Below are 25,863 nucleotides of genomic sequence, written 5' to 3' on the forward strand. Positions count from 1 at the left end.
TAAGGTGCCCCATGACACGCTACACATTCCCAGATCCAAAGACGCGTTCGGTGAGCAAACCAACTGATGACTGCTCACGAAAAAAAATCGTCAGCCTCTATAACTACGCGCACGGGACGGATAAGACCTACCTCACGCAGGAGATCAAAGACTGGTTCCGAGCCACTGCTTTGCATCTGGGATGGAGCTCCGTCGTTTTCGGACCTAATGCGGCGACCTTAACTGCTAAGGTGGTGTTAGATCGCACGGCCTCCGCAAAATCAACCAACACGGATAAAGTCGTTAGCATTGATCGGCGTTGATGCTTGATTAGCGACAGGCGCTGCTTGGCAATAGAGGCTATCGACAAGCTTCCACTGCCGCCTCGAGGCGGGCTTTGTAGCCGACCCGGTGTCTACGCACAGCTAGCAGCGCCCGCACCTTCAACTCCAGGCTTTCTCTCTTGCACAGGTCGGCTTCCCATTTCCGGGTAAGGCATTTAGCTTGGTTCCTCATACGAACCCTTGCCGACTTTTGGCTCTCGCACCAAACTGGATGTGGCGAATCGCCCTGTTCAGCGGTCTCAGCGAGGTTGCCGGGGATTGAACCCGAATTGATCGACATACCGAAACTGGCCAAATTGCCTGGCCGCTCCGAGTCCGCAATACGAAGTGCCATGTAGGTGCAAGCAGCGTAGCTGTCCCCATGCTTTAAAAAAGCCCGGCGGATCTCTAGCGGCTTGAGTCGGTACTGGAATTTCTTGAGGAGTCCGAGCAAAGAGTCGATCAGTTATCAAAGCCCGAGCGCGAGCAGAAATAACCACCAACTCCAAAAAAATTGGGATCGCAAGATGCCCAATCAGGTGGCTCTTGGAATGTGATGATGGACCCCTTATGCTCGAACAGCGGTCGACTGGATCATCCAGGCGCAGGACCAATCAAACCTTCGTTATTGAGTTTGAAGCGCAGTAGTTTGAGCATCTGATCGAATGTACTGCTGTTTCGGCAGACCCGGAGGCGGTGCTAGATCGTCGCCAACATCCGAAGCACTCGGGCATATCTCGCAAGGCTGTTCCAGAGCACCGCATCCAGATCCCCCCGAGTGTCAAGCGATCACTGCTGCGGGGTTCGCCCCTGAGGTGGGCTGTCGTAAAGAGATCGGCACCCCTGGCCACCCCTCATCCGATAGTCCCCGACGCTTTGACATCACAGTATTCCTTTGCGCAGATGGCCAACAGCTGTGCAGAACCTAGGTTGTTACGGGACAACATTTTAGCTTCTTAGGATTTCAGACGGAGCCTAGTGCTTTCGAACGAACCATCGTTACGATCATAAGTATGCATCCCAGCAATCAACGTGAGCGCGCGAATTGTCTAGCATCTATCTGAATCGCTTATCATTATCTATTGCTCCTGGATGGGCAGAACTGTTGCTTAAAGCCTGCCAAATACAGACAGGCATACAATTGTAGATCCTTAAGAATTGAAATAGAATGCTAGCGCAATTGTCTATATCAAAGCAGCTTAGAAATCCATGGAGCCTATAGTATGAACAGGAATCTTACCACTCAAGACGTTAGTTGGTTTCTGGATATGAATGATCGAGGTCAGCTTAACCTTAATCCTCCATACCAGCGCAGAAGTGTTTGGTCACCACGAGATAAGCGTTTTTTTATAGATACTATCCTTAACAATTATCCTGCTCCCCCTATATTTTTACACAAAACTCTTCAAGAAAACGGCAAGGCAACTTACCATGTAGTTGATGGAAAACAGAGACTGCAAACAATTATAGACTTTACGGCAGGCAAGATTCGCATACCAGATGATTTCGCAGATATCAACCTTCAAAAGAAACGTTGGAAGGATCTAGATAAAAGCACACGCGAGATATTCTGGAACTATGTTCTGATTGTTGAAATGGTCCCAGAAGTCAGCGATGCTGCCATCCGAAATACTTTTGAGCGAATCAACAGAAATTCCAGAAAGCTCACTCCTCAAGAAATGAGGCATGCAAAATATGACGGTTGGTTCATCAGCTTTGTTGAGGCGGAGGCCTCCCAAAACGCCTGGAAAAGCTTTGGGATTGTAACGACGGCTCGAACCAAACGAATGGCTGATGTCCAATTCATCTCTGAGTTATTCGCAGTTACTCTAAAAAACAAAATATTTGGCTTTGATCAAGATTTTTTAGATGAACTTTACGCTGAATATGAAGAGATCGAGGATAATGATAGCTTCATTGAGGAGGACTTCTACAGCTCTGTTTCCAGAGTAAAAGATTTCATATCTGAAATGTTACGGGAAGTACCAGAAGTGAGGGAATACCTCAAAGTACAAATCCACTTATATTCGCTCTGGGCTTATCTAAATCAACAAGATACAAATGCACTAGAACCCAAAAATTTTGCTGTCAAATATATAGCTTTTATGAGACAAGCAACCAATCAAGCGCCCACCTCGGCTGACGAAAAAAACAATGATAAAGAAGCAGTTAGCTCATTTACTACCGAAGCCACATCCTACGCATCAAGCTCAAAAGGAGCGACCACAGATTTAACTCCTAGAGCTCAACGGCATGAAGCGCTAGTTTCAGCCCTGAGTACAAAGTGAGTACCTGTATGAAAATTGTGAAAATAGTTCGCGACTTGTACTCTGAAGTCAAACCAAAGTATGAAAAACTATCAGAAGAAACGTCCGCTACAATTAGGAGAATCACCGAAAGCAATAACTGGTTCTATGCATCGCGAATCAAAACAATTGAAAGTTTTGCATTAAAGATTGAAACAGGTAGAGTTGACACACCCAATGCAATGGAAGACTTTTTTGCATGCACACTAGTTGTACCTACTCTTTCTGATATCGAAAAAGCTGAGGAAATCGTTCTCGAACACTTCGATATAGCTTATCGTCGACCTGAGAACGACTCTCAAACTAACAAATTAGCATCTAGTTTTGCCTTCGATGACTTGAGAATGTATGTCAAAAGACGCCCACTTGATAGTGGCCGTCAACCAGAGTTGGACGGGATGCTTTTCGAAGTTCAGATCAAAACCGTGTTACAGCATGCATGGAGCGTTGCCACTCATGACATGATATACAAAAGTGACACAGTGAACTGGCCACTCGAGCGAATTGCTTTTCAAGTCAAAGCTATGTTGGAGCATGCTGAAATAGCCATTGCTGAGGCTGGCCGCTTGGCTGACTCCTCAGCAGTTGCAAAAAGAGACAAGAAAACCATTGAAATTTTGTCTTTAATTGAATGCATAAATTCAACTTGGGCCAAGGAAAAGATCCCAGCCGACATAAAACGTTTAGCAGAAAACATACGCAATATCCTAGTAGCGTGCAATCTTCAGGTAGCTGATTTTTCAAACATCATACATATGGAGAGAAAACGTGTCGGTCTCCTCCCAGCAGACATATCCCCCTACGCCTTTTTTGTACAAGCACTGGCTAGAAATACCGAAGTAGATCTAGAAAAGAAGCTTAAGAAATTCAATAAACAGCGTATCGTGATACATAGCGGTATGGACTTACCTGAATGGATGAGATCAGAAAATAGCAAAGTGATAAATCTCGGTTAGCACTCCTAAGGCAACACAATGTGTTGCCTTAGCATGTAGGATTTGCTTACTAGCGACTTTTCTGGATATGAATCCTATTTTGCATCGCCATGTATGGCACTACCGCATGAGAGCAAACTGGTCCAAATATTTATGCTATCTACAAACTCTTGTTTACGAAAACCGAATGTAAATTCCAAATAATTAGCACATCATCCCTACGCAGCTTTCATTTTGCGTCGTCAAAACGGTCATTAGTGGGGACCAAGGAAACGATCACCGTTGAAGTGAATCATATGGGTCGGGGCATCAGCAACCCACACTTCGGTTTCCCAAGCGAGATCTGCAAGGTACTTTACCATGGTTTTACGATCAGGAAATGCACTAACATATACTAACCCGGCAGTACTAGTGGAAAAAAGTTGTGCAAGCTCTCCGTGCCTCTTACCGTCTACGGGGCCATGAGAGGTTACTGCCTCAATCAATAAAAGCCAATTACGCTCAGGCCAATAAAGCACCACATCAGGAAGTTTCCCTTTTTTGTTTACTACAACCCCTAGATTTGAAAGCCGAGTTTGGTCAAAGAAATCCTGTTTAGCTCCAGTATCTCCGAGATATATTACTTCTGCACCTGGAGCGAACCTTGGTCCAAATTCTGTGACGATGTCATGAATTAACTGGCTGTGAGAGCCTGGACTCAACTTTATTTCATTACTTCCATTGAGCCTTAGGGGAATAAGCTTCATTTCTCTACTCATTGCATATTGCGATATAAGAGACGGCGATTCATTAAGCCACTCTTTCAGCTTTAAATCCCACTCCAATTTTCCGTAGTTCGTCAAAACGTGAAAAATCTCTAATGCAATTTGATAGCAAGCACTCGGAGAGTTTACTGCCCGATCAGGCTGGTCTGGGTTGTATAGACAAAGACCTGCACCTACGAATTGATGTAAGGTCTGACGGCGGAACGTCTCTCGTGTATTGGGCGCGTACTCTTTGCCATAAATATCTTTAACCCAGTTCATGATTGGCGTCACGCCCAACAGAGGGCGCTTTAAATCTGCCCAGGAGCCAGTTGGGTGCAGATCGACAAGCGCTAGCAATGTGAGGGCTGTTCGCTCATTCTGCTGAGCTCTTGGTAGACCAAGAGCGACCAAAATGCTCAACGCTTCGTCAATTTTCTTTTGAGCATGCAACGGATTATTGTCGACTCCGGTCATTCGAAATATCTCTTCATCAATGAAATGATCAATTTCCGCTTGGGTTGGAGAATTACTTTTAACGCGCTCACCCATTCGCTGCAGCGATTCTAAAGAAGGATAGTGCAGGTTCTTTAAATCAGTCGCATTAACTTGGGTATGCCCCCCGAAATTCCTATAGTATTTATCCAGCAAAGTGCTATTCAAGAACACAAATAAGCCACGCGCTAATGCCGGATCAAAACCAGATTTAGCTACATGATAGACGTTTAGCCCATTATCCAGACCAATTAGATCTCCTGGCAAATCACTTTCATATAAGGTTGCCACAATTCTCCGTTTTTCTTCTTTGGAGCTAAATCGTCTTACGAAAACAAATGCTCCTTTGTGATTCCATAATGACTTTTCAGTTGTTGGAGTAACCTCAATTGCATTAGGTTTTTTGCCATTTTTTGGCCATATTACAGAAAAACCTAAATGGCCAGGACCTAAAAGCGGCACCGAAGTAGGACTGATTGCATCCCTAAGCGCATCCTTTGCTCGGAAACTTACGACAGGTCCTGTTGAAACACTCACCCCTAAATCGCTTAAATTGGACGAAAAAACTGAGAGCTTTTCGATTACTGCTAAATCTCTATTGTTAGCCGCAATGTGAAAGAATTTTTCCTTGTCATTTGGATAGACAATACTTTCAAAGTCAACCGTCCTGATAGTCATATCAGGGGCAGTTACAGTGTTCGAATCATTATCCAGATAGAAATCTGCCGCCGGACTGGATGTAATCAAAACTTTACCCTGAACTTTACCTCTCGTCAGGTGAATGATAATGTTTTCTTGAAGCACTTCATCTTCTGCGAATGCTAATGCCCGACTATCAAAAATGTGAATATGATTAATGGCGCACGTGCTGGTAATAAGCTCACGGAAAGTTTGATAGTATGGACCATTGCAAAAAGATCGGGGAATGATTGCTACAAGCTCTCCGCCCTGTACAAGCTGTTTAATAGCTAGCGATACAAAACCGGAATATAGGTTGACCGTTTCGATCCCAAGTCTACTTAACAACTTGCGATGATCGCTTGTAGCAGCAATTTTCTTGTACGGAGGATTCATGATTACATGGGTATACATCCCAGGAGCACATGAAAAATTTCTAGAACATGAACTATCTATGAAATCATCTGGGCAAAGATTAAAACAGGCGGGGACTGAACTCTCATGACAAGCACTCTCACAAAGATTTAAGGTTTTTTGCAAGAAAGGATGAATAATGCGGTCAATTTCAAAAGCATCCACGGTAATGCTTTCTAAATTCAAACGCTTTATTGCTTCATCAGTAAATGCCGCAGTGAGAGAACCTGGCCCGGCCCCAGGATCGAGCAATACTACCTCTCCCTGTATACTCTCGAACATGTTTGCCATATAGAGAGCTATTGACTGCGGCGTAAAAAATTGACCAAGCGAGCCTTTGGTATTTTGGTTAAGTTTAGAATTTGCTTCAGATCGATACTTTTCTACTTCTGTTAAAATGCTCAATTTATCGCTCGCAGCTCTACTGATTCATTCTGCATACTATCAGATTTTCTTTCGAAATGCCTACCCTCCCTCTATTGTTGTACAAGCTAAATTTAGTGACGGTTTTCTTACATCCATGAGCCTGGCATAGGTAACTACTAAGGCAAGGCTTCTTGACACCGAACTATATTTGCAGTAGCAAACCAACCTGATCGATTAATCAAGATTTAAGAAAATCGCCGCAAATAGCGAATTAAAATTAAGCCCCGAGACTATTATTAATTTCTTTTTGCGATATTACTAAACACGTAGCGCTTAGATTTTCTTGCAACTAACGAAAACTTCTTTTTTTTGTTAACATTTCAGTATTCAGGACATACCTTTGAGTGAACCAAATTGAAAAATACATTTGTAGCTGCCCTCAACTTCCCTTACTACAGCTCAGGAAGTATTTCATCGCAGGATTATTTCCTACAGAGGGTCAGCAACTTTACAGCGGTCAGATAAGCGAGAGCCATCTCATCCATCAGTCTCTATAGAGCCAGAAACCCACTGTGGGATAGCTTCCTAAGAGATTTGAGCTGATGGTTCGTGAGCGAGCCCTTCTCGAAGGCTAAATGAATCGAACATACGGACCTATCCGAGTCGCTCATTAACGGTAGAAATTTGGCAAATCTCTCAGGTGACGCCGGCTCACCGTAACGCATCTATTCCGCCGTTCCCAGCAACAAAATTCCGCTCATATGAGTTAAACTTGCATTTCACTAGATCTCTTCAGATCCTGTAACAAGCCGCAGAGTATATCACCATCCGAGATTCATCCAGTTATGCACACTTATGTTAGTTCAAAGTCGCCCCATCATGCCGGAACATAGAAGTATGTCAACGGCACCAAGCGCTTGGTTTCCGGATCGGTAGCTGGGTAATGCGCCATCAATGTGCGAGCCAACTCGTCCAAGGTCCACATGGTCAGATGTACATTGGCTCGCTCCCCTTCGTACAAAGCTTCCTTAGTGAATCCACCTGTACTCACGTAGAGCCCGCGATCATCTTTATGACGTCCACCTAGGAAGCTACGAATTTCATTACTGCCCATACGCGCGCTACGGTGCTTGACCTCGACAACGATACGTGGGGGCTCGAAGCCGAAGCCGTCAGGTGAGGCAATAATGTCTTTGCCGCGATCAGCCCCTGCTGGAGATACCAGCGTTTTGTAACCCATCGCACGCAAAATGCCTGCTACCAGCTCTTGCATCTCTGACCAGTCCAAACCGTTGATCTGATCTTTAATGCGTTCGAATGCAATCTCCTGAACGCCTTTCAAGGGATCTTCCAGGGCCTCAGGGTCTTCAATCGCTTCCTTTGGCGAGGGAGAGAACACTTTCCCGTTGGCGAGCGCTAGCAGCTCCTTCTGCGCCTCCTCCGCCACATTGAAGACTGTCAACGTCGAACCGAGGCTGTTGCGGCTGGCGCTGGTTAATTTGTCCCTATCGACCTCGTGGGGAAACCACTCAACGGCACGCGTCAGTGACATGCCGTCTTCCGCTAGGTCTGCTCGATAGACGCATTCGCCCACGAACAGGCCAACAAGATAAGTCCTGTTTGCAGGTGAGTAGGTGACAACTGCATCACCTGGTTTCACTTCGTTAACGAATCGGAATACCTGAGACGCGCCTGATACAGCACTGGCGTCTTTGATGCCGGGTTGAAGGCTTTTGTACGCCTGAATCAGCGCTTTGCGCGAGACCCCTGGCTTAGCCTCTATCGCGAACTGCCCCCAGCCAATGGCAGCTAAGTTGCGGTCTCTGAAATCGTCGTAGAGGCGCCCACCGTCGCCTCGGATCATCCACATGGTCGGCATCTGCAGGTTTTCCTAACCTTGGTTTTGAGGGGACTCTAGCAATCTCTAGAAAGAAAATGAACGCACCTATTCCGCTAGGTACAACTCATAGGCCATCAACTCTATAATGCGTCCCCCGCCGACGGGTTGCGCTGTGTCATCTGCGCTCGATCAAACCGGCGGAAGCCTGGTTTCCAACCCAATCAAGAAACGGGTCACAACCCAGGCACCACAATCCCGATCTTCACAAGGTTAAGAAATGGACGTCACCACCCTCCTGAGCCAGCACTGGGGCACCTTGAGCTGGTTCATTCCGCTCGTCATCTGTATCTCCATACTGAAAACGCCAGCAGCCAAAGGCTACCTGGGCGAGTTACTCGTGCGCTTTTTCATATGGCTACAGCTAGATGAAAAAACGTATCACCGGGTACATAACGTGACCCTAGACACGCCAGACGGCACGACGCAGATCGATCACGTCATCGTGTCTATGTACGGTATTTTCGTGCTCGAAACTAAAAATATGAGGGGATGGATTTTTGGTTCGGAGCGCCAAGCCCAATGGACGCAAAAGCTTTTCAAGCGCACGTTCAAATTCCAGAACCCACTGCGTCAAAACTATAAGCACCTGAAAGCTCTCGAAGCCACACTCGAAGTAGCGCCTGAGCACCTTCATTCGATCATCACCTTCGTTGGTGATAGCACGTTCAAAACCGAAATGCCGCCAAATGTCACCCACGGCAGCAGGTTTATCCGGTATATCAAGTCCTTCACACAGCCCGTATTCACGGGCTCTGAAGTCGATACGCTGGTGCAAACTTTGTTGGATGGAAGGCGGGCGCCTTCTCTCGCAACGCACCGCGAGCACGTGGAGAACCTGAAGCGGCGTAGTGATCCCACGGCTGATAGGCAATGTCCGAAATGCGGCAGTGCGCTACTGGTGCGGACGATCAAAACAGGTGCTAATGCCGGCCAACAGTTCTGGGGATGCTCGACATTCCCTAAGTGCAGAACACGGCAGAGTTTCTAGCTCACAAAGCTTCTCTGAGTGCTCGCATGCTGCGGGTACTCTGGATTGAAACATCTCTCATCAATCGGGGCGGTCTTCGCGAAAGCCGCCCAACATCGCAGCATCAAAGACCTGGCAATCGTACAGGCGACACGCTCCAACCCCCCCCCAGAACTTTCAGACTTTTTTCCTTCCCTGTAGTCCATTTCCCAAAGATACTCCCCAAGCCCATTTCTCATTGCACACCCCAAAAGCCGACCGTAGTCTCGCCATGTCGCTGACATCCAGCGACCAGGTTAGCCGCCTGAAAAATCGTCGGACACCACAGCTGTGCAATACCGGGAAATCGGTGTTGTGGCCTTATGGCGGCTGTGCGTGGGGCACTTTCGAGTGCGCCGGGTGCCTGACGTCCCGGTCGGCTAACCCGCGCACAGCTGCCACCCTCCTGTTTAGCCGCAGCCGGTGGTCGCTTCACCACGTCAGGAGCCGTCATGTTAAAAATCGTCCCCGACCCACCACCCACACCCGTCACCCTGGAAGACACCCTAACCCTAGCCACCGACTACGCCCTCTGCGCCGAAGCCGTGGCCCAACAAGCCCTCCTCATGCAGCCCCGCTCCCCGGCAGCCCCGCTGATCATGGCCTCCATGCACGAGCTGGAATCCCTGCGTCGCCTGCTGGAATCCGCCCTCCTGCAAATCCACCACCCTCCCTCGCGACACCCCACGCACTAACCCTCAAGCCGCTGGCTCAGTCAAAACGGCTATACCCCAGCCGCAGAACAAAAACAGCCAGCCCGAAAAACTTCAGGGAGCCACACCCATGTCCACCCCAGACACCCCCTGCACACTCGGCCAAACCGTCTTCTACCAAGGCGAAAACCACACCCACGCACTGTTCCGCATCGAACCCGGCATCCCTTGCCAACTCGCGCGTGAACAAGCTTCGGAATTGATGGGCTACGCCCGCGACCTCACCCTAGAAGGCTTGATGGAAGACAAACCCAAACTGATCTGGGCCGCCCACTACCTTTGCGCACTTGGCAAAGCCCTTCTGGACGACGCTGAATTGGGCATGATGCGCTAAGCCCGGTCCCCCGGCGCACCTGCGCGCCGGGGCTGTCGATCAGGTCAGACCGGGCCCGGCACCTGGGGCACTGCGCGCCCCGAGAGAAAACGCGGCAACACCACCATATGCGGCAGTGCAAACGCCGCCAGCACCACGAACAGTGCCCGAATGCCGGTCTGTTCCTGCTGCCAGAACACAGCCCCACCCACCAGGGCAAACACCGCTGCCCCAGCGAGCACTGGCCAGGTGCGATGCACGTAGTCGCCCATCGATAAGGCACCTACCATTCGCTCGCGCACCCGGGTTTGGGGTTCGGCATGCAGCAGGTAGAACCCGAGCGCAAACCCGATCAGCGGCGGTGTCACCACCACCAGCAGCAAGGTCACCGCCAGGCGCAGGTCACGCCGTTGCCAGGCACTCATCAGCAGCACACCGAACGCAATCAGCCCGGCACACGCAAGCGTCACCGCCAGCCATCCACCCAAGGCAGAAGAGGCACCGGCCGCCATCGCCAGGTTGAGCAACTCGGCTACCGCATTACGGTGCAACACTGCAGGCCCGCCCAGGATGAACAGCCCCAGCGCAATCTGTTCATGCCGCCGCTGAAACACCTCATCCTCATGGGCGAAGTGCCAAACCGACAGCAATAAAAAGGCGGTAAGCGCCAACGCCCCCGCCACTTGCCAGATCAGGGCGCACACCATGGCCACGCCCAGGTAGCTGAGCACAAAGCGCCTGCGCTGCCCGTGCTCGACCAGGTACAGGTCGCTGGCCCCATGCAGCAGGCCAAGCCCAAGCCCGACCAGCAGCACGTAGGCCAGCGGTGCCAGCCCGCCTGCAAGGCTGGCCGCTATCGCCAGCCCCACAAGGGCGCGCCAGCTGCGCCCTGTGCAGGTCATGCTCAGTAGCCTCGGCCTACCGGCACGGCGCGCAGGTTACGTTCCGAGGTAAAGGCGTAGACGACCTTGGCCAGCACGTCGAGCACCAGGAATACCCACACGGTGGTGGCATCGCTCACGGCCCAGAAGCCTTCAGGGCCAACGGCGAAGACCACGGGGTAGATCAGCCACAGCACGGTGAGAAAGCCTACGTTGCGGCGGTAGGCGGGGCTGACGCCGGGTTGTTGGCTGGCGATGCTGGCGACGGGTTTCCACAGCAGGTACAGCACGCCAGCAAACGCGGCGCAGGACCAGGCGAAGAACACCCACTTGATCACGCCGTAGGGGGCCAGGGAGGCGATCAGGCCGGTGACGATCATGATGACGTCGAGGGTGACGATGGCGGTGATGTAACCGCTTTTGCCGTACAGGTCGCGGGTGCCGTAGTAGGCGGAGCTGACCACGCCTGCCAACAGCAGTGGGGTGGTGAAGGCCCAGTCTACGTAGCGGGCCAGGTAGGTGATGCTGCCGTCGACTTTGATCAAGTTGCCGACGCCCAGGTACATGCACAGGTAGGCGGTGGCGGCGATGAAGGGGACGGCGGCGTGGATGAGGGTGTGGCCGAGCAGCGGGCCGTAGTGTGCGCCTTTGATGTAGATGGCCAGTGATGCCAGGGCCATGACGATGAAACCGATCAGCAAGGGGGTTTGGATCATTTGAGGCTCCGCTACCAGCAGTAAAAGGCCCGGGGTGCATGCAAGGGGGTGCCGGGGTTCGCCGCGGTTTTTTTTGCCGCTTCGTTTACGGATGGAGAGCGGGGTGAGATTTTTGGTTCAAAATGTTTCGGGGCTTGGTGCGATTCTTCCCAGGTCACGCGATCCACTGTAGGAGCGGCCTCGCCGGGGCGCCGGACCGGCCGCGATGGGCTGCGAAGCGGCCCCAGGATTTCAGCCCGCACCTCAAATCGCCGGGGGCCGCCATGCGGCCCATCGCGGCGCAAGGCCGCTCCCACACGGAGGGCGCGTTTCTGCCTGATCACTCAAACATTGTGTCGAGCAGTGGACCTGCCAATCTGTGATTTGAGCCTGGGATGCTGGGGCGCGATCCATGTGGGAGCGGCCTCGCCGGGGCGCCGGACCGGCCGCGATGGGCTGCGAAGCGGCCCCAGATTTTCAGCCCGCACCTCAAATCGCCGGGGCCGCTTCGCGCCCCATCGCGGCACAAGGCCGCTCCCACACGGATCGCGTGCTCCAGCCAGATCATCGCCCAGACAACCCATCAAACGCCTTATCCAACCCCACATCCGCATCCACCAGCTTCTGCCGCCGCTGCTGCATCCACGCCTGATCCTCCTTCAACCGCGCCTGCGCCTCAGCCAACATGCGCCGCACTTCTTCAGGCTGTGGCCCGCCAGTGCCCTTGCGGCTTTGCACCATGGCGCGGGGGGACAGGCTGGCGCGGAAATCTGCTTCGCTCAGGGGCAGGGTGTTGTCCTTCCATTTGTATTTGTCCGCCGCCTGGGTGAACAACGCCTGCGCATCGGCGTAGGCGAAGTCCTTGGGCAAAGTGCCGTCGGCGCGGGCTTTTTCGACGATCAGCGAGGCGAAGCTGTGGCCGATGCGGAAGGGGACGTGGTGCTTACGCTCCAAAGTGTCGGCCAGTTCCATGGAAGTGGTCCAGTCGGCGTCCAGTTCTTCTTCGGCGCGGGCGGCATTGATCTTCAGCGCGTCGAGCACCTGGTCCAGGCGCTTGAACATGTCGCCGGTGGAGCGGAACAGGACCAGGTCGTCGAAGGCGGCCTTGTAGTCGGTCATGCCGGTAGTGACGTTGTGGGCGCGCAGGGTGGTGGCGTTGGCCAGGCCGACCACGTCGGAGGCGGCTTCGCGGGTGCGCATCAAGAGGCCGGGGTTGCGCTTTTGCGGCATGGCGCTGCTGGTGTAGGTGGCGCCTTCGTCGAGCAGCAGCCAGGGCCGGGTCTGGTGGTACTGGGTGTGGATGTCGCCGATGAAGGCGCCAATGCGGATGGCCGAGGACGAGACCAGGCCGGCGGCCTCCAGCGGGATGTCGTAGGTCGAGACTTGGCTTGCGTCCAGCGAGTTCTCGCGCACGCCGTCGAAGCCCAGCAGCTGGGCCAGGCGCTCGCGGTTGATGGGGTAGCCGGAGTTGGCCAGCACGGCGGTGCCCATGGGGCTGAGGTTCAGGCGGGCGTACAGCTCGTGCAGGCGCTGGGCGTCGCGCTCGAACGAGGCCTCGTAGGCCAGCAGGTAATGGGCATAGCTGATGGGCATGGCTTGTACGCCGTTGGTGTAGGCCGGCACCAGGGTGTCGACGTGCTGGGCAGCCAGCGTGAGCAACCGCTGGCGGGTGGCGTCCAGGGCGTCGCCATAGGCCAGCACGTGGCCCCGCAGCGAGGCCAGGCGGTAGGTGGCGTACATGTCCTGGCGGCTGCGGCCCGAGTGAATCAGCGAGGCCTCGGGGCCGATTTTGTCGGTGATGATCTGCTCCAGTTGCAGCACATCGCTGGGGCGCTTGCCGTCTGGCTGGGTGGCCTGGTCGATGGCGTGGCGTACGCCGCCTGCGATGGTGGCAGCCTGTTCGGCGGTGACGATGCCGGCTTCCTTGAGCATCACCAGGGAGGCTTTGTTGATGCGGTTGAGGTAGTCGAACTGGGTTTCGCCGTGGCGCTGGCCGTCGGGGGTCTTTCCTACGAAGGCGCCGATCTTGCGGGCCTGCTCGGCGCACTCGGCGGTGGTCTTGCACGGGTTGTCGGCAGTATTGGCGGCGTGGGCTGCGGGGCTGGTGAGCCAGGCGTAGGCGATGGCAAGGCAAAGCAGTGATCTTGTTGTTGTCATGGTGGGTCCGCTCGGGGCTTGTGGAGGGCTGGCGGGCTGGTGGCACCCTTGGAGGGTCAACCTACACCCCTGCCCCCCCTGGCCGAAAGTGAAACCACCGCCGGGTAGGCGGTGGCGTCGGTGCACTGGCGGGTTGATCGAGCCGCCGGTCAGGGCATGCCGAGAAACTCCGGCAGCGCCAAGGAGATGTACGGCACGTAGGTGACCAGAATCAGGAACAGCAACAGAATCGACAGCCACGGCAGCGCTGCGCGAATGGTCTGGCCCAGTGTCAGGCCCGTCACGGCACTGGTCACGAACAGGTTCAGCCCCACCGGCGGGTGAACCAGTCCGATCTCCATGTTCACCACCATCACGATGCCCAGGTGGATCGGGTCGATGCCCAGTTCCATGGCGATGGGGAAGAAGATCGGCGCCAGAATCAGGATGATCGCCGACGGCTCCATGAAGCTGCCAGCAATCAGCAGCACCACGTTGACCATGATCAGGAAGCCGAGGGGCGTCAGGCCTTCGGAGAGCACCCACTGGGTAATTTGCTGCGGGATCTGCTCGGTGGTCAGCACATGGGCGAACAGCATGGCGTTGGCGATGATGAACAGCAGCATGATGGTCAGCCGCCCAGACTCCAGCAGCACCTTGGGGCACTCGCGCCAGGTCATGTCCTTGTACACGAACAGGGCGATGAACGCCGAATACACCGCCGCCACCGCTGCCGCTTCGGTGGGGGTGAACATGCCGCTGTAGATGCCGCCCAGAATGATCACCAGCAGCAACAGGCCCCAGAAGGCCCGCCGCGCAGCCGTCAGCCACTCGCGAAAGCTGGCACGTGGCTGGGCAGGCAGTTTCTTGACCCGCGCCACGATGTAGATGGCGATCATCAGGAATACGCCCAGCAAAATCCCAGGGATCACACCGGCCATGAACAGCTTGCCCACGGAGGTCTCGGTTGCGGCCGAATACACCACCATCACGATCGACGGCGGGATCAGGATGCCCAGGGTACCGGCGTTGCAGATGATCCCGGCGCCGAACTCCTTCGGGTAGCCCGAGCGCACCATACCCGCCACGGCAATCGAGCCCACCGCCGCCACCGTGGCCGGCGAGGAGCCGGACAGCGCGGCGAACAGCATGCACGCCAGCACGGCGGCAATGGCCAGGCCACCGCGAATGTGCCCCACGCAAGCGTTGGCGAAGTCGATCAGCCGCTGCGCCACGCCGCCGGTGGTCATGAAGGCGCCGGACAGCAGGAAGAACGGAATGGCCAAAAAGGTGTAGCTGTCGGAGGTCTCGAACAGCTTGATCGCCAGCGAACTGAGCGAATCCTGGCTGAACAGCAGGATCGACACCGCCCCCGACAGGCCCAGGGAAATGGCGATGGGCACGCCCAGGAACATGAAGATGAACAGCAGCAGGAACAGGCAGATAACGGTCATCGCGGCGACTCCTCACCGGGGTTGGCCAGCTTGCTCGCCTCGGCCGCTTCGTCGGCCAGGCCCAGGTTGGTCTGGCGGTGGGTGTAGATGCGGTAGAGGATTTCCAGGTAGCGCACGATGATCAGTGCAAAGCCAAAGGGCACGATCATCGCGATGTGGCCGATCTTGATGCCGTAGCGGTCCAGGTCTTCGGCGCCGATGCCGGCGGCCAGCACGGCGCTGACCCACTTGATGCTGGCGACCAGGAACAGCCCGGCATAGGCCAGGCAGCAGGCGCAGGCGAGCATGGCCAGCACGCGCTGCACCGGCTTGCGGGTGCGCCTGACCAGCACATCGACCCCAAGGTGCCCGGCGGTGCGCACGCCATAGGCGATGCCGAAGAAGATCAGCCAGCCGAACAGGGCCTTGGTCAGGGCGATGCTCCAGGTCATTTCCTGGGCGTAGCCCATCAGGTGATCGCCAATGTTCAACAGCGGCTCGCTGGCGAAGGTCCAGCGGTCGCTCAAGTTGTAGAACATCGTGTAGAGGTTGTTCAGCGCCACGTAGATGAAGGTGATGAGGGTCATGGCCGCCAGGAGAAAGGCGATCATGCCTTCCTCGAAGCGCTCCCAGACGCGCCGTAACGTTTGCATGGGCATTCTCCGCGCACAATGAGGCTGAGCCGCCCACACAGGGGCGGCTGCAAGCAGAACGGATCAGGAAGCGGTGTTGGCGTCCTGGGCGGCCTTGATCAGGTCAGCGCCGATCTGGCCTTCGAACTTGTCCCACACCGGACGCATGGCTTTGCGCCATTCATCACGCTGCTCGGGGGTGAGCGCATCGACCTCGCTGGTCTTGGCGTCGATGATCTTCTGCCGCGAAGCCTGGTTCAGCGCCTCGGCCTGCTTGTTCACCTCGACGGTGACCTTGTCCATGATGCCCTGCAGTTCGGTGCGCACGTCTTCAGGCAGGCCGTTCCAGAACTTGGCGTTGGTGATCACCATGTAGTCGATCAGACCGTGGTCGGTCTCGGTGAAGAACGGCTGCACTTCATTGACCTTCTGGCTTTCGTAGTTCGACCAAGTGTTCTCGGTGCCGTTGACGGTACCGGTCTGCAAGCCTTGGTACACCTCGGCGAAGCTCATCTTGCGCGGGTTGGCGCGCACGGCCTTGAACTGTTCTTCCAGCACGCTGGAGGCCTGCACGCGGAACTTCAGGCCGCGGGCGTCCTTGGGCAGCAAGATCTTCTTGTTGGCCGACAGTTGCTTCAGGCCGTTGTGCCAGTAGGCCAGGCCGCGAATGCCCTTGTCCTCCATGGAGGTGAGCAGTGCCTTGCCCTTGGGGCCCTGTTGGAAGCGGTCGACCGCAGCCAGGTTGTCGAACAGAAACGGCAGGTCGAAGATTTGCACCTGCTTGTTGTAATGCTCGAACTTGGCCAGCGAGGGCGCCAGCATCTGCACGTCGCCCAGCAGCAGCGCTTCCATTTCCTTGCCGTCGCCGAACAGCGACGAGTTGGGGTAGACCTCGACCTTGACCTTGCCCTTGAGCTTGTCATCGGCCTCCACGAGCTTCTGGAACATGAGCGCGCCCTGGCCTTTGGGCGTGCTGTCGGCCACCACGTGGGCGAACTTGATGATGACCGGGTCCGCGGCGTAGGCGAACGAGGTCAGGGAGACGGCGGCGGCGCAGAACAGCGCCTGGGTCAGCTTCAACATGGGTTTCACCTGTTATTGTTGTTGGTAAGGTCAGCAGGGAAGCGTAGCCAAGGGTACGGTGGCCCAGTATAGGTGTTTGGGGAATCTGCTTTTGTGTAAGGCTGCGTTCGGCAAAAGTGAACGCAACCCATCACTTCATGACTTTAGCCATAACCTAGCCCGTATGGGCCAGTGCCAACAGGCGCTGCGCACGCAACACCACCGGCGCATCGACCATCTGCCCATCCAGCTGGAAAGCCCCTGCCCCGCCTGCCGCTGCGCTGCCCTCGATCACGCGGTGCGCCCAGGCCAGTTCGTGCTCACTGGGTTGCAAGGCCTCATGAATCACCGGCACCTGGCTTGGGTGAATGCACAGCGCCCCGCCGTAGCCCATGTCGTAGGCATGGCGCATGGCCTCGCGCTGCCCCTGCGGGTCGCGGATCGCTGGAAACACGCCGTCCAACGGTGGCGCCAGGTCGGCCCCTCGGGAATGCAGCTGCACGGCCATGCGGGCCTGGTCGATGAAGCGTTGGCCTGCCGGGCTGTCGGTGTTCAGGCAAAGGTCCAGCGCCAGGTCCAGGCTGCCAAACGACAGGCGTTCGACGCCCTCGGCGCCCGCGATGCGCTCAAGGGCCAACAGCCCCTTGGCAGACTCGATGATCGGCACCACGGCCTTGCCCGTGCGGGCGGCGACCGCCACTTGAGCGGCGCTCTCGACCTTGGGCAGCAGCACCGTGGTCACGCCCAGGTGCTGCGCGCAAAACTGCAGGTCCTCGGCGTGGTTTGCGTGGCTGGGGGCATTGACCCTCACCCACACCCGGGCATCCAAGTGCTCGGCCAGAAAGCGCGCCAGGTGCTCGCGGGCCTGGGCCTTGAGCGGCTCTTCGACCGCGTCCTCGAAGTCCACGATCACGGCATCGGCGCCGGCAGCCAAGGCCTTGGCGAAGCGCTCCGGGCGGCTACCGGGCACGAACAGGGCGGAGCGAACAATCGGGTACGGCATGCTTTTGCTCCTCTGCTAAACCACGCCTGCGCTGTTCAATTGCGCCTGCTGATCGTCGCCATACCCCAGCTCGGCCAGGATCGCGGCAGTGTGTTGGCCCAGTGCAGGCACCGGGTCCATGCGCGGGCTGAAGGCCGCGTTGCGCCCCGGCGGCAGCAGGGACGGCAGCTTGCCCGCTGGGCTGTCCACCTCGCGCCAACGGTCACGGGCCTGCAACTGAGGGTGCTGCCACACCCCTTGCATGTCGTTGACCCGAGCGTTGGCGATCTGCGCGCTTTCCAGGCGTGACACCACGTCTTCAAGGCTCAGCGCGGCAAAGCCCTCGACGATGATCTGGCGCAGCGCATCGCGGTTCTCCGAGCGCCGGTAGTTGGCGCAGAAGCGCTCGTCGGTGGCCAACACCGGGTCGAGCAAGACCTTCTCGCAGAACACCTGCCATTCACGCTCGTTCTGCAGGCCCAGCATGACCGTGCCGCCGTCGCCCGTGGGGAAAGGGCCATACGGGTAGATGGTCGAGTGGGAGGCACCGGCCCGCGGTGGCGGCGGTGCGCCGTTGTAGGCGTAGTACATGGGGTAGCCCATCCATTCCACCAGGCTTTCGAGCATGGACACATCGATGCGACTGCCCACCCCCGTGCGGTCGCGCAGCAACAGGGCCGAGAGCACGCCGGTGTAGGCGTACATGCCAGCGGCGATGTCGGCCACCGAACACCCGGCCTTGGCCATCCCCTCCTCCCCTGGGCTGCCAGTGACCGACAAGAAGCCGCCCTCGCTCTGAATCAGCAGGTCGTAGGCTTTCTTCTTCTCGTACGGGCCACCTTCGCCGTAGCCGGAAATATCGCACACGATCAGCCGTGGAAAGCGCGCGTGCAGTGCGTCGAACCCCAGGCCCATGCGCGCGGCGGCGCCGGGTGCGAGGTTCTGTACCAGCACGTCGGCCTTGGCCAACAGTGCTTCGAGAATGGCGTCGGCCTGGGGTTGTTTCAGGTCCAAGGTCAGGCTTTCCTTCGAGCGGTTGGTCCACACGAAATGGGACGCCAGGCCATCGACGCGCTGGTCGTAGCCACGGGCGAAATCACCGCTGCCGGGGCGTTCGACCTTGATCACGCGGGCGCCCAGGTCGGCCAGTTGGCGGGTGCAGAACGGCGCGGCAATGGCGTGTTCCAGGCTGACGACAGTGATGCCGTCCAGGGGGCGGGGGGCAGATGCACTCATGGCAAGGTCCTGTGCGCAAGTTATGGCAGGTCGGCCAGCGAGCGGGTATCGCGCAGCTGCCAGACACGTTGAATCAAGGCACGGCCGTCGGCCGCACTGCGCTGCCCGGCGTAGGCCAGCAGGCGCTGAAACTTGTCCTCCAGTTCCGCGCGGGACAAGGTGTTGCCGGGGTCGCCCTTGGGTTCGTCGATGGCGGCGGTGAAGTGGCGCCCGTCCGTGCAGCGCACCTCCACCCGGCCCAGCCAGCGCGCCGGGTAGGCCGCATCCACTTCCGGGTCCAGTTGCATGCGCACCTTGTCGCGGAACGCGGCCACATCCGGATCGCTCAGGGCCAGGTCCCGGAATGTCAGCAACTGCGCGCTGCCATGCACGGCAATCAGGCCGAGCACCGTGCCCATGGAGAATTTGGCCTGGTGCACGCTGGTGGGCACTTTCACCCGGCCCAGCACATCGATGGCGCCCTGGTGCACATGGGCGATCACGTCGGCGATGTCGCCGTGGCGCAGCCCTTCGCGCTGCATCAGTTCGAGCAAGGCATCAGCCGCCGGGTGGGTGTGGCGGCACGAGGCGTGGAATTTGAACGAGGTTTCGGCCAATGCCCAGCGGCTGCCCAGGCGGTCCGACAAGCGGGCCGGGTCGGCGTCGCTGGACATGCCGGCCGCCAGGCCCTGGTCGCCTTCCAGAATGTTGCGCGCCCCGCTCAGGCCATCGGCGGTCAGGTAGGCCGCCAGCAGCCCGTCGGCAGCGGCCTTGGCGGTGTGCAGCTGTTTCGAATCGGCCGCATCGCGCAAGAACTCCCACAGCCCGGCTGCCTGCGTGCCGGCACTGCCCAGCACATGGATGAACTGGGCCTGGTCGAAGTCCATCAGTTTGCCCACCGCCACGGCGGCCGCCAGGGTGCCGACGGTGGCGGTGGTGTGGAAGATGCGGTAGTGCGAGCGGCCCATGAATTCGCCGATGCGAATGCCGGCCTCATAGCCGGCCACGGCGGCCAGCAGCAGGTCCGGCCCTGACTTGTCCAGGTCCTGCGCGGCGGCCAGGGCAGCGGAGAACACCACCGTGGCCGGGTGCAGCACCGAGCTGTTGTGCAAATCGTCCTGCTCCACCAGGTGGGACGCTGCGCCATTGACCAACGCGGCGAAATACGGCGAGGTGCCACGGCCGGTGCTCATCAACCGGGCTTTACCAGCAGGGGGCCCCATGCGCTCGGCGTAGCGCTCGAACAGCGGCACCGGGTGCGCGCCCTGGCTGGCCAGGGCCGAGCCGAGCCAGTCGAGGAACAGGTCTTCGGTACGCGCCAGCACAGCGGGCGGGATGTCCTGGTAGCGCAGGTCGGCCAGGAAGGTGGCCAGTGCTTGGGTATCACGCATGGGCGTGGCCTCCTTCAGAAGCTGCGCGGCAGCTCGAGCAGGTGCTCGGCCACGTACGACAGGATCAGGTTGGTGGAAATCGGCGCCACCTGATACAGGCGGGTCTCGCGGAATTTGCGCTCCACGTCGTACTCGTTGGCGAAGCCGAAGCCGCCGTGGGTTTGCAGACAGGCGTTGGCCGCCTCCCACGAGGCCTTGGCCGCCAGGTACTTGGCCATGTTCGCGGCAGCACCGGCGTTGGCGCCGCTGTCGTACTCGGCGCAGGCCCGCCAGCGCATCAGGTCGGCAGCCTCCAGCTCGATGTGGGCTTCGGCGATGGGAAATTGCACGCCCTGGTTCTGGCCGATCGGGCGGCCGAACACCACACGGTCGCGGGCGTACTGGCTGGCCTTTTCGACGAACCAGCGCCCGTCACCGATGCACTCGGCAGCGATCAGCGTACGCTCGGCGTTCAAGCCGTCGAGGATGTAGCGAAACCCCTTGCCCTCCTCGCCGATCAGGCTGCTGGCCGGAATGCGCAGGTTGTCGAAGAACAGCTCGTTGGTTTCGTGGTTGACCATGTTGGCGATCGGCTGCACGGTCAGGCCGTTGCCAATGGCCGTGCGCAGGTCCACCAGGAAGATGGACATGCCTTCGGACTTGCGCGTGACCTGCGCCAGCGGCGTGGTACGTGCCAGCAGGATCATCAGGTCCGAATGCTGGATGCGCGAGATCCACACTTTCTGCCCGTTGATCACGTAATCGTCGCCCTCGCGCACGGCCGTGGTCTTAAGCTGCGTGGTGTCGGTGCCGGTGGTCGGCTCGGTCACGCCCATCGATTGCAGGCGCAGCTCGCCGCTGGCCAGCTTGGGCAGGTAATGACTTTTCTGTTCCTCACTGCCGTGGCGCAACAGGGTGAACATGTTGTACATCTGCCCATGGATGGTGCCGGAGTTGCCACCGCAGTGGTTCACTTCCTCGAGTATCACCGACGCCTCGGCCAGGCCCAGCCCTGAACCGCCATAGGCCTCGGGGATCATCGCCGACAGCCAGCCGGCGTCGGTCATGGCCTTGACGAAGGCTTCGGGGAAGGCCTTCTGCTCGTCCAGGGTGCGCCAGTATTCGGCCGGAAATTCGGCGCACAAGGCGCGCACGCCTTCGCGGATGGCGTTGAGGTCATCGCTGTCGTAGCTGTGCATGGCAGGCTTCTCTACGGTGCTGAAAAGGGGTCAGTCGAAGGTGACGTCGGCGCTTTGCGCCACGCCGGCGGCATTGCCAGCCCACAGGCGCGCCTGGCCTGGGCCGTCAAGGCAGCCGCTGAGTTCGAAGGGCGTGGGCAGGGTCAGCGGGCGCAGGCTGCGGTAGCTGTAGCGGCGCAGGCGGGCACCGGGGTTGGCGCGCAGAAAAGCCCGCAGGTTGAGCGTGGCGATCAGCGGGCCGTGCACCACCAGGTCCGGGTAGCCTTCGGTGGCAGTGACATAGGGGTAGTCGTAATGGATGCGGTGGCCGTTGAAGGTGACCGCCGAATAGCGAAACAGCAAGGTCGCGGTGGGCGTGACGGTTTCGCCCCAGGTGCCGGTTTCACAAGGCTCGCCCGTGCTCGCCTTGGGCGGGGTCGGCTCGCGGTAGACGATGTCCTGCTCTTCACGGATGCACAGCTGGTCGTGCTGGGTGTAGTCATGGCGCACGGTCACGAACAGCAAGGCGCCGCTGCGGCCGTGTTTCTCCTCGATGTGCAGGATGGTCGAGGTACGCTGCGCCTCGCCGCCGACCACCAGCGGGGCGATGAACTCGACCCGGCCACCGGCCCACATGCGGTTGCGCCCATCGGCCGGCGGCAAAAAGCTCCCGCGTGCCGGGTGCCCGTCGGTGCCCAGTTGCGCTTCGGGCACAGGGTCTTGAAAGAAGCACCAGGTCCACAGCGGCGGCAATGCCTCGCCGTGGGCCGGGGCGGTCTCGCCGAACGTCGCCGCGATGCGCTGCACCAGGTTGCGGCTGAGCACATCCCAGGCTTGCTCGGTGCGGCCGAGCCACGGGCTGTAATCAAAGGGCGGAGTGGGCATGGGTGGGCCTCTGGAATTGTTGTTATGGCAGGCCACTTGCGGGCGCGTCATCGACGCTGCGCAGGCGACAGGGACGATCATGCGACCCTGTCGCGCATTCTGTGAATTTGCATTTCCATAACCCGGCGTTCATAAATACCGAACGCCTTCCCGACTCCAGGACTTGCCCATGCACTTCGATCTGGCTGATTTGCGCCTGTTCATCCACATCGGCGAATCCCCTAGCCTGACCCAAGGCGCCCGCCGTGCGCACCTGTCCCCGGCCGCCGCCAGTGCGCGCATCAAGGCACTCGAAGCGCAGCTCGACACCCGCCTGCTGTACCGCGACAGCCGCGGCGTCGAGCTGACCCCGGCCGGGCACACGCTGCTGACCCACGCACGCCTGGTGATGCGCCAGGTCGATTACCTGAAGGCGGAATTCACCCAGTTCGGCGGCGATTCGGCAGGGCATATCCGCATCTTTGCCAACACCACGGCGGTGACCGAGTTCCTGCCCGAGGTACTGGCAGGCTTTCTGGCGCAACGGCCGGGGGTTACGGTCGACCTGCAGGAACGCCTGTCCCGCGACATCGTGCGAGGCGTGCTCGATGGCAGCACCGACATGGGCATCATCGCCGGCCCTGTGGAGGCCAGCGGCCTGCAGGTGATGCACTTCAGCACCGACCGGCTGGTGCTGATCGTGCCCACCGGCCACGAGCTGGCCAGCCGCCGCCAGGTGACGTTGAAACAGACCCTGGCCTACCAGCACATCGGGCTGCACGACGGCAGCACCCTGCTGACCTTTCTGCGTGACCAGGTCGAGCGCATGGGTGAAACCCTGGCCCTGCGTATCCAGCTATCGGGCTTCGAAGCCATCTGCCGCATGGTCGAGGCCGGTGTGGGCATCGGCATCATTCCCGAGTCGTCCGCATCGCGTCACAGCCACACCATGAACCTGGTGACCATCGCCCTGGACGAACCCTGGGCCGAGCGCGAACGCAGCATCCTGGTCCGGGAACTGGAGGCCCTGCCGGGAACGGTGCGCGCATTGATCAAGACGTTGATGCCTGGGAAGTAGGCAGGCCATCCCGCACGGGTGACTTGGCCGTCAGATCGGGTGCAGGACAGTTCCTCGGATTTGCACTGCAGACGGATAAATCCTACTGTGGCGCGTCGTTTTGGATATGGACAATAAGGATATGGCCCAAATCATCCCAACGCTCGGCGCTTGCCGTTTCGACACGCCCGGGGAAAAACGCCTGGCTGAGCGCCTCGAAAAGAAACTCCCCGATGACTGGTTGTGCTGGTTCAACGTGCCGGTTGGCCCAAAGGGGCTACAGCCGGACTTCGTTCTTCTGCACCCTGATGTGGGCTTGCTCATTCTCGAGGTCAAGGACTGGAGGCTGGGCTCGCTGAAGGCGGTGAAGGTCAACGAGGTCACCAAGCTCGAGGACGGCCGCGAAGTCACCGTTATCAACCCCATGGCACAGGCCCGCAAGTACGCTTTCGAAACCAAGAACGCGCTGGAAAAGGACCCGGCGCTGACCCAGAAACCAGGCTCTGTCCGAGCGGGCAACCTGTTGATGCCCTACACCTGGGGCATCGTGCTGCCCGAGATGACGCGTAAAGAATTCACCTCGCTGCAAGCCGGGTCGGCCTTGGAGAGCGTACGTGTCATCTGCAAGGACGAGATGTTCGAGACAGTGGATGCAAGCCTGTTCGAACAGCGCTTCAAGGCCATGTTCGTGCAGCACTTTCCAGTGGCGCTGTCAGACGAGCAACTTGACCGCGTGCGTTACCACCTGTTCCCGGAAATCCGCCTGAACCCGGCACGTGCCCAGTTCGGGCTGTTCGGTGAGCAGGAGGCACCCATGCCCAGCCTGATCAAGGTCATGGACCTTCAGCAGGAGCAACTGGCGCGTTCCATGGGCAGTGGGCACCGGGTGATTCACGGCGTGGCGGGCAGCGGCAAGACCATGGTCCTGGTGTACCGCAGCCTCTACCTGGCGCGCACCTCCAGCAAGCCAGTGCTGGTGTTGTGCTACAACAAAACCCTCGCAGCGCGCTTGAATCAGGTGCTCAAGGCGCACCAGCAAGACGTCCAAGTAGTAGCCATGAGCTTTCATGCCTGGTGTCACAAGCTGCTGACGGATGCGCAACTGCCCATCCCCCAACTCAAGGGGCAGAAGTTCTTTCAGGCGCTCGAAGACGACGTGCTCAAGCACATGGCTGACGGCAAGCTGGCCGCTGATCGTTATGCCGCGATCCTGATCGATGAGGGCCACGACTTCAAACCGGAGTGGTTCCGCCTTGTCGTTCACCAACTCGACCAGGATCAGGAAAACCTGCTGGTGCTCTACGACGATGCCCAGGCCATCTACCGCGGCAAGGCCACCCTTGCCTCGAAGATGACCTTCAGCTTCGCCAGTGTAGGGATCAAGGCGTCAGGCCGGACCACCATCTTGCGCGTCAACTACCGCAATACGCTGGAAGTGTTGTCGGTCGCGCATGCGTTTTCCAAGGACTTGCTCAGCGCACGCGATGCCGAGGACGACCACATCCCTGTACTGGCCCCGCAAAGCGCAGGCCGCCGTGGCGACTTGCCGCAACTGCTCAGCCACCCCGGGCTTGCGCAGGAAGCCCAATGCCTTGTCGCCCGGCTTGAGCATGAGCAGGCAAACGGCCGGGCCTGGCAAGACATGGCCGTGATCTACCGAGAAGGTTCCCAGGCCACCTGGATCGAGGACACACTCAAGGCCGCGGACATTCCGTACACCAGCGCCAAGACCGTTTCCAAACGCAGCGCGCTGTATGGCGAGAACACGGTGAAGATCGTGAGCATGCATTCGAGCAAGGGGCTGGAATTCGGCTTCGTGGTGATTCCGCGCTTGCACGAGATGCCGGTGCAAGGCGAGGACGAGGCCGATGAGATGCGCTTGCTGTATGTAGCCATGACCCGCGCCGTGGACAGGCTGGTGATGACCCATCAGACCCACTCCGGGTTCACCGAACGCTTGCAGGAAGCAGTGGCTCAGGTTCAAGCGAGCCTTTAAGGGGAGCGGCCTTGCCGGGGCGCCGGACCGGACGCGATGGGCACAAAATAGGCTCGCCCATTTGCAATCATGGGGCCGCTGCGCGGCCCATCGCGGCACAAGGCCGCTCCCACAGGGGATTGAGGCAAGCCCCCAGAGCCAGCACAAGCTGGTTGCTCTGCAGGTTCGGCGCGCAGCTAAAAATAGCGCAG

At 58.0% G+C, this 25,863-nt stretch carries 21 protein-coding genes; 8 read left to right on the forward strand and 13 right to left on the reverse strand.

Features of this window, described 5'->3' with window-relative positions; translation table 11 throughout:
• Window positions 1-11 precede the first annotated feature (11 nt).
• The 3 genes from FS777_RS00400 to FS777_RS00415 all read left to right on the forward strand — a co-directional run bounded on the left by FS777_RS00400 (window position 12) and on the right by FS777_RS00415 (window position 3,564).
• Window positions 12-302 carry a hypothetical protein gene (locus FS777_RS00400; RefSeq protein WP_145253519.1) on the forward strand — a complete coding sequence of 97 codons (291 nt, stop codon included), beginning with the start codon at window positions 12-14 and terminating at the stop codon, window positions 300-302.
• Between the two features lie 1,223 nt (window positions 303-1,525).
• A complete protein-coding gene (locus FS777_RS00410) occupies window positions 1,526-2,590 on the forward strand; it encodes a DUF262 domain-containing protein (protein ID WP_145253525.1) in 1,065 nt (354 codons plus the stop codon).
• 8 nt (window positions 2,591-2,598) lie between these two features.
• Complete coding sequence (locus FS777_RS00415; protein ID WP_145253527.1) at window positions 2,599-3,564, forward strand: hypothetical protein; 966 nt, start codon at window positions 2,599-2,601, stop codon at window positions 3,562-3,564.
• Window positions 3,565-3,797: 233 nt separating this feature from the next.
• Here the strand turns inward: FS777_RS00415 and FS777_RS21580 are convergent, their stop codons facing one another.
• On the reverse strand, window positions 3,798-6,278 hold the full coding sequence (locus FS777_RS21580; RefSeq protein WP_256675141.1) for a BsuBI/PstI family type II restriction endonuclease: 2,481 nt from the start codon (window positions 6,276-6,278) through the stop codon (window positions 3,798-3,800).
• 838 nt (window positions 6,279-7,116) lie between these two features.
• On the reverse strand, window positions 7,117-8,118 hold the full coding sequence (locus FS777_RS00425) for a restriction endonuclease (RefSeq protein ID WP_145253530.1): 1,002 nt from the start codon (window positions 8,116-8,118) through the stop codon (window positions 7,117-7,119).
• A 238-nt stretch (window positions 8,119-8,356) separates the two neighbouring features.
• Between FS777_RS00425 and FS777_RS00430 the strand changes: the two genes are divergently transcribed.
• The 3 genes from FS777_RS00430 to FS777_RS00440 all read left to right on the forward strand — a co-directional run bounded on the left by FS777_RS00430 (window position 8,357) and on the right by FS777_RS00440 (window position 10,192).
• Window positions 8,357-9,127, forward strand: a complete 771-nt coding sequence (locus tag FS777_RS00430; RefSeq protein ID WP_145253533.1) for a nuclease-related domain-containing protein — start codon at window positions 8,357-8,359, stop codon at window positions 9,125-9,127.
• Between the two features lie 470 nt (window positions 9,128-9,597).
• Entirely contained in the window at window positions 9,598-9,840 is a 243-nt protein-coding gene (locus FS777_RS00435) for a hypothetical protein (RefSeq protein WP_145253536.1), read from the forward strand.
• Window positions 9,841-9,928: 88 nt separating this feature from the next.
• Entirely contained in the window at window positions 9,929-10,192 is a 264-nt protein-coding gene (locus FS777_RS00440) for a DUF3077 domain-containing protein (RefSeq protein ID WP_145253539.1), read from the forward strand.
• Between the two features lie 44 nt (window positions 10,193-10,236).
• Here FS777_RS00440 and FS777_RS00445 read toward each other — a convergent pair whose 3' ends face one another.
• From FS777_RS00445 to FS777_RS00495, 11 genes are all read right to left on the reverse strand, one after another.
• Window positions 10,237-11,073: a beta-carotene 15,15'-dioxygenase, Brp/Blh family gene (locus FS777_RS00445; protein WP_145253542.1), complete on the reverse strand. Its 837-nt coding sequence runs from the start codon at window positions 11,071-11,073 to the stop codon at window positions 10,237-10,239.
• 2 nt (window positions 11,074-11,075) lie between these two features.
• On the reverse strand, window positions 11,076-11,768 hold the full coding sequence (locus FS777_RS00450; RefSeq protein WP_145253545.1) for a bacteriorhodopsin: 693 nt from the start codon (window positions 11,766-11,768) through the stop codon (window positions 11,076-11,078).
• Between the two features lie 543 nt (window positions 11,769-12,311).
• Window positions 12,312-13,904, reverse strand: coding sequence for an argininosuccinate lyase (locus FS777_RS00455; RefSeq protein ID WP_145253547.1), 1,593 nt, complete (start codon window positions 13,902-13,904; stop codon window positions 12,312-12,314).
• Window positions 13,905-14,053: 149 nt separating this feature from the next.
• The gene (gene dctM / locus FS777_RS00460) at window positions 14,054-15,337 is read right to left on the reverse strand and encodes a C4-dicarboxylate TRAP transporter large permease protein DctM (protein WP_058605875.1); all 1,284 of its coding nucleotides are present in this window, start codon (window positions 15,335-15,337) and stop codon (window positions 14,054-14,056) included.
• Window positions 15,334-15,969 carry a TRAP transporter small permease gene (locus FS777_RS00465; RefSeq protein ID WP_145253550.1) on the reverse strand — a complete coding sequence of 212 codons (636 nt, stop codon included), beginning with the start codon at window positions 15,967-15,969 and terminating at the stop codon, window positions 15,334-15,336. The genes dctM and FS777_RS00465 overlap by 4 nt, the downstream gene beginning before the upstream one ends.
• A 63-nt stretch (window positions 15,970-16,032) precedes the next feature.
• Window positions 16,033-17,031, reverse strand: coding sequence for a TRAP transporter substrate-binding protein (locus FS777_RS00470; RefSeq protein WP_058638410.1), 999 nt, complete (start codon window positions 17,029-17,031; stop codon window positions 16,033-16,035).
• A 154-nt stretch (window positions 17,032-17,185) separates the two neighbouring features.
• Window positions 17,186-18,013, reverse strand: a complete 828-nt coding sequence (locus tag FS777_RS00475) for a CoA ester lyase (RefSeq protein WP_145253554.1) — start codon at window positions 18,011-18,013, stop codon at window positions 17,186-17,188.
• 15 nt (window positions 18,014-18,028) lie between these two features.
• Window positions 18,029-19,228, reverse strand: coding sequence for a CaiB/BaiF CoA-transferase family protein (locus FS777_RS00480; RefSeq protein WP_145253557.1), 1,200 nt, complete (start codon window positions 19,226-19,228; stop codon window positions 18,029-18,031).
• Window positions 19,229-19,248: 20 nt separating this feature from the next.
• Entirely contained in the window at window positions 19,249-20,598 is a 1,350-nt protein-coding gene (locus FS777_RS00485) for an MmgE/PrpD family protein (protein ID WP_100850770.1), read from the reverse strand.
• Window positions 20,599-20,612: 14 nt separating this feature from the next.
• A complete protein-coding gene (locus FS777_RS00490) occupies window positions 20,613-21,776 on the reverse strand; it encodes an acyl-CoA dehydrogenase family protein (protein WP_058605881.1) in 1,164 nt (387 codons plus the stop codon).
• Between the two features lie 30 nt (window positions 21,777-21,806).
• The gene (locus tag FS777_RS00495) at window positions 21,807-22,640 is read right to left on the reverse strand and encodes a MaoC family dehydratase N-terminal domain-containing protein (protein ID WP_145253560.1); all 834 of its coding nucleotides are present in this window, start codon (window positions 22,638-22,640) and stop codon (window positions 21,807-21,809) included.
• 169 nt (window positions 22,641-22,809) lie between these two features.
• Here FS777_RS00495 and FS777_RS00500 point away from each other — a divergent pair, with 169 nt between their 5' ends.
• Window positions 22,810-23,697, forward strand: a complete 888-nt coding sequence (locus FS777_RS00500; protein WP_058605883.1) for a LysR substrate-binding domain-containing protein — start codon at window positions 22,810-22,812, stop codon at window positions 23,695-23,697.
• Window positions 23,698-23,818: 121 nt separating this feature from the next.
• Window positions 23,819-25,672, forward strand: a complete 1,854-nt coding sequence (locus tag FS777_RS00505) for an NERD domain-containing protein/DEAD/DEAH box helicase (protein WP_058638416.1) — start codon at window positions 23,819-23,821, stop codon at window positions 25,670-25,672.
• The last annotated feature ends 191 nt before the right edge of the window (window positions 25,673-25,863 follow it).

Origin of the sequence: Pseudomonas sp. DE0157 (assembly GCF_007678615.1) — a bacterium.
GTDB classification, from domain to species: domain Bacteria; phylum Pseudomonadota; class Gammaproteobacteria; order Pseudomonadales; family Pseudomonadaceae; genus Aquipseudomonas; species Aquipseudomonas parafulva_B.

Bases quoted from the DNA above. Each gene is read 5' to 3' on its own strand.
- FS777_RS00475 (WP_145253554.1), bottom strand. From the start codon at position 18,013: ATGCCGTACCCGATTGTTCGCTCCGCCCTGTTCGTGCCCGGTAGCCGC.
- FS777_RS00500 (WP_058605883.1), top strand. From the start codon at position 22,810: ATGCACTTCGATCTGGCTGATTTGCGCCTGTTCATCCACATCGGCGAA.
- FS777_RS00430 (WP_145253533.1), top strand. From the start codon at position 8,357: ATGGACGTCACCACCCTCCTGAGCCAGCACTGGGGCACCTTGAGCTGG.
- dctM (WP_058605875.1), bottom strand. From the start codon at position 15,337: ATGACCGTTATCTGCCTGTTCCTGCTGCTGTTCATCTTCATGTTCCTG.
- FS777_RS00445 (WP_145253542.1), bottom strand. From the start codon at position 11,073: ATGACCTGCACAGGGCGCAGCTGGCGCGCCCTTGTGGGGCTGGCGATA.
- FS777_RS00410 (WP_145253525.1), top strand. From the start codon at position 1,526: ATGAACAGGAATCTTACCACTCAAGACGTTAGTTGGTTTCTGGATATG.
- FS777_RS00440 (WP_145253539.1), top strand. From the start codon at position 9,929: ATGTCCACCCCAGACACCCCCTGCACACTCGGCCAAACCGTCTTCTAC.
- FS777_RS00415 (WP_145253527.1), top strand. From the start codon at position 2,599: ATGAAAATTGTGAAAATAGTTCGCGACTTGTACTCTGAAGTCAAACCA.
- FS777_RS00450 (WP_145253545.1), bottom strand. From the start codon at position 11,768: ATGATCCAAACCCCCTTGCTGATCGGTTTCATCGTCATGGCCCTGGCA.
- FS777_RS00505 (WP_058638416.1), top strand. From the start codon at position 23,819: ATGGCCCAAATCATCCCAACGCTCGGCGCTTGCCGTTTCGACACGCCC.
- FS777_RS00490 (WP_058605881.1), bottom strand. From the start codon at position 21,776: ATGCACAGCTACGACAGCGATGACCTCAACGCCATCCGCGAAGGCGTG.
- FS777_RS00485 (WP_100850770.1), bottom strand. From the start codon at position 20,598: ATGCGTGATACCCAAGCACTGGCCACCTTCCTGGCCGACCTGCGCTAC.
- FS777_RS00470 (WP_058638410.1), bottom strand. From the start codon at position 17,031: ATGTTGAAGCTGACCCAGGCGCTGTTCTGCGCCGCCGCCGTCTCCCTG.
- FS777_RS00455 (WP_145253547.1), bottom strand. From the start codon at position 13,904: ATGACAACAACAAGATCACTGCTTTGCCTTGCCATCGCCTACGCCTGG.
- FS777_RS00435 (WP_145253536.1), top strand. From the start codon at position 9,598: ATGTTAAAAATCGTCCCCGACCCACCACCCACACCCGTCACCCTGGAA.
- FS777_RS00480 (WP_145253557.1), bottom strand. From the start codon at position 19,228: ATGAGTGCATCTGCCCCCCGCCCCCTGGACGGCATCACTGTCGTCAGC.
- FS777_RS00425 (WP_145253530.1), bottom strand. From the start codon at position 8,118: ATGCCGACCATGTGGATGATCCGAGGCGACGGTGGGCGCCTCTACGAC.
- FS777_RS00495 (WP_145253560.1), bottom strand. From the start codon at position 22,640: ATGCCCACTCCGCCCTTTGATTACAGCCCGTGGCTCGGCCGCACCGAG.
- FS777_RS00465 (WP_145253550.1), bottom strand. From the start codon at position 15,969: ATGCAAACGTTACGGCGCGTCTGGGAGCGCTTCGAGGAAGGCATGATC.
- FS777_RS00400 (WP_145253519.1), top strand. From the start codon at position 12: ATGACACGCTACACATTCCCAGATCCAAAGACGCGTTCGGTGAGCAAA.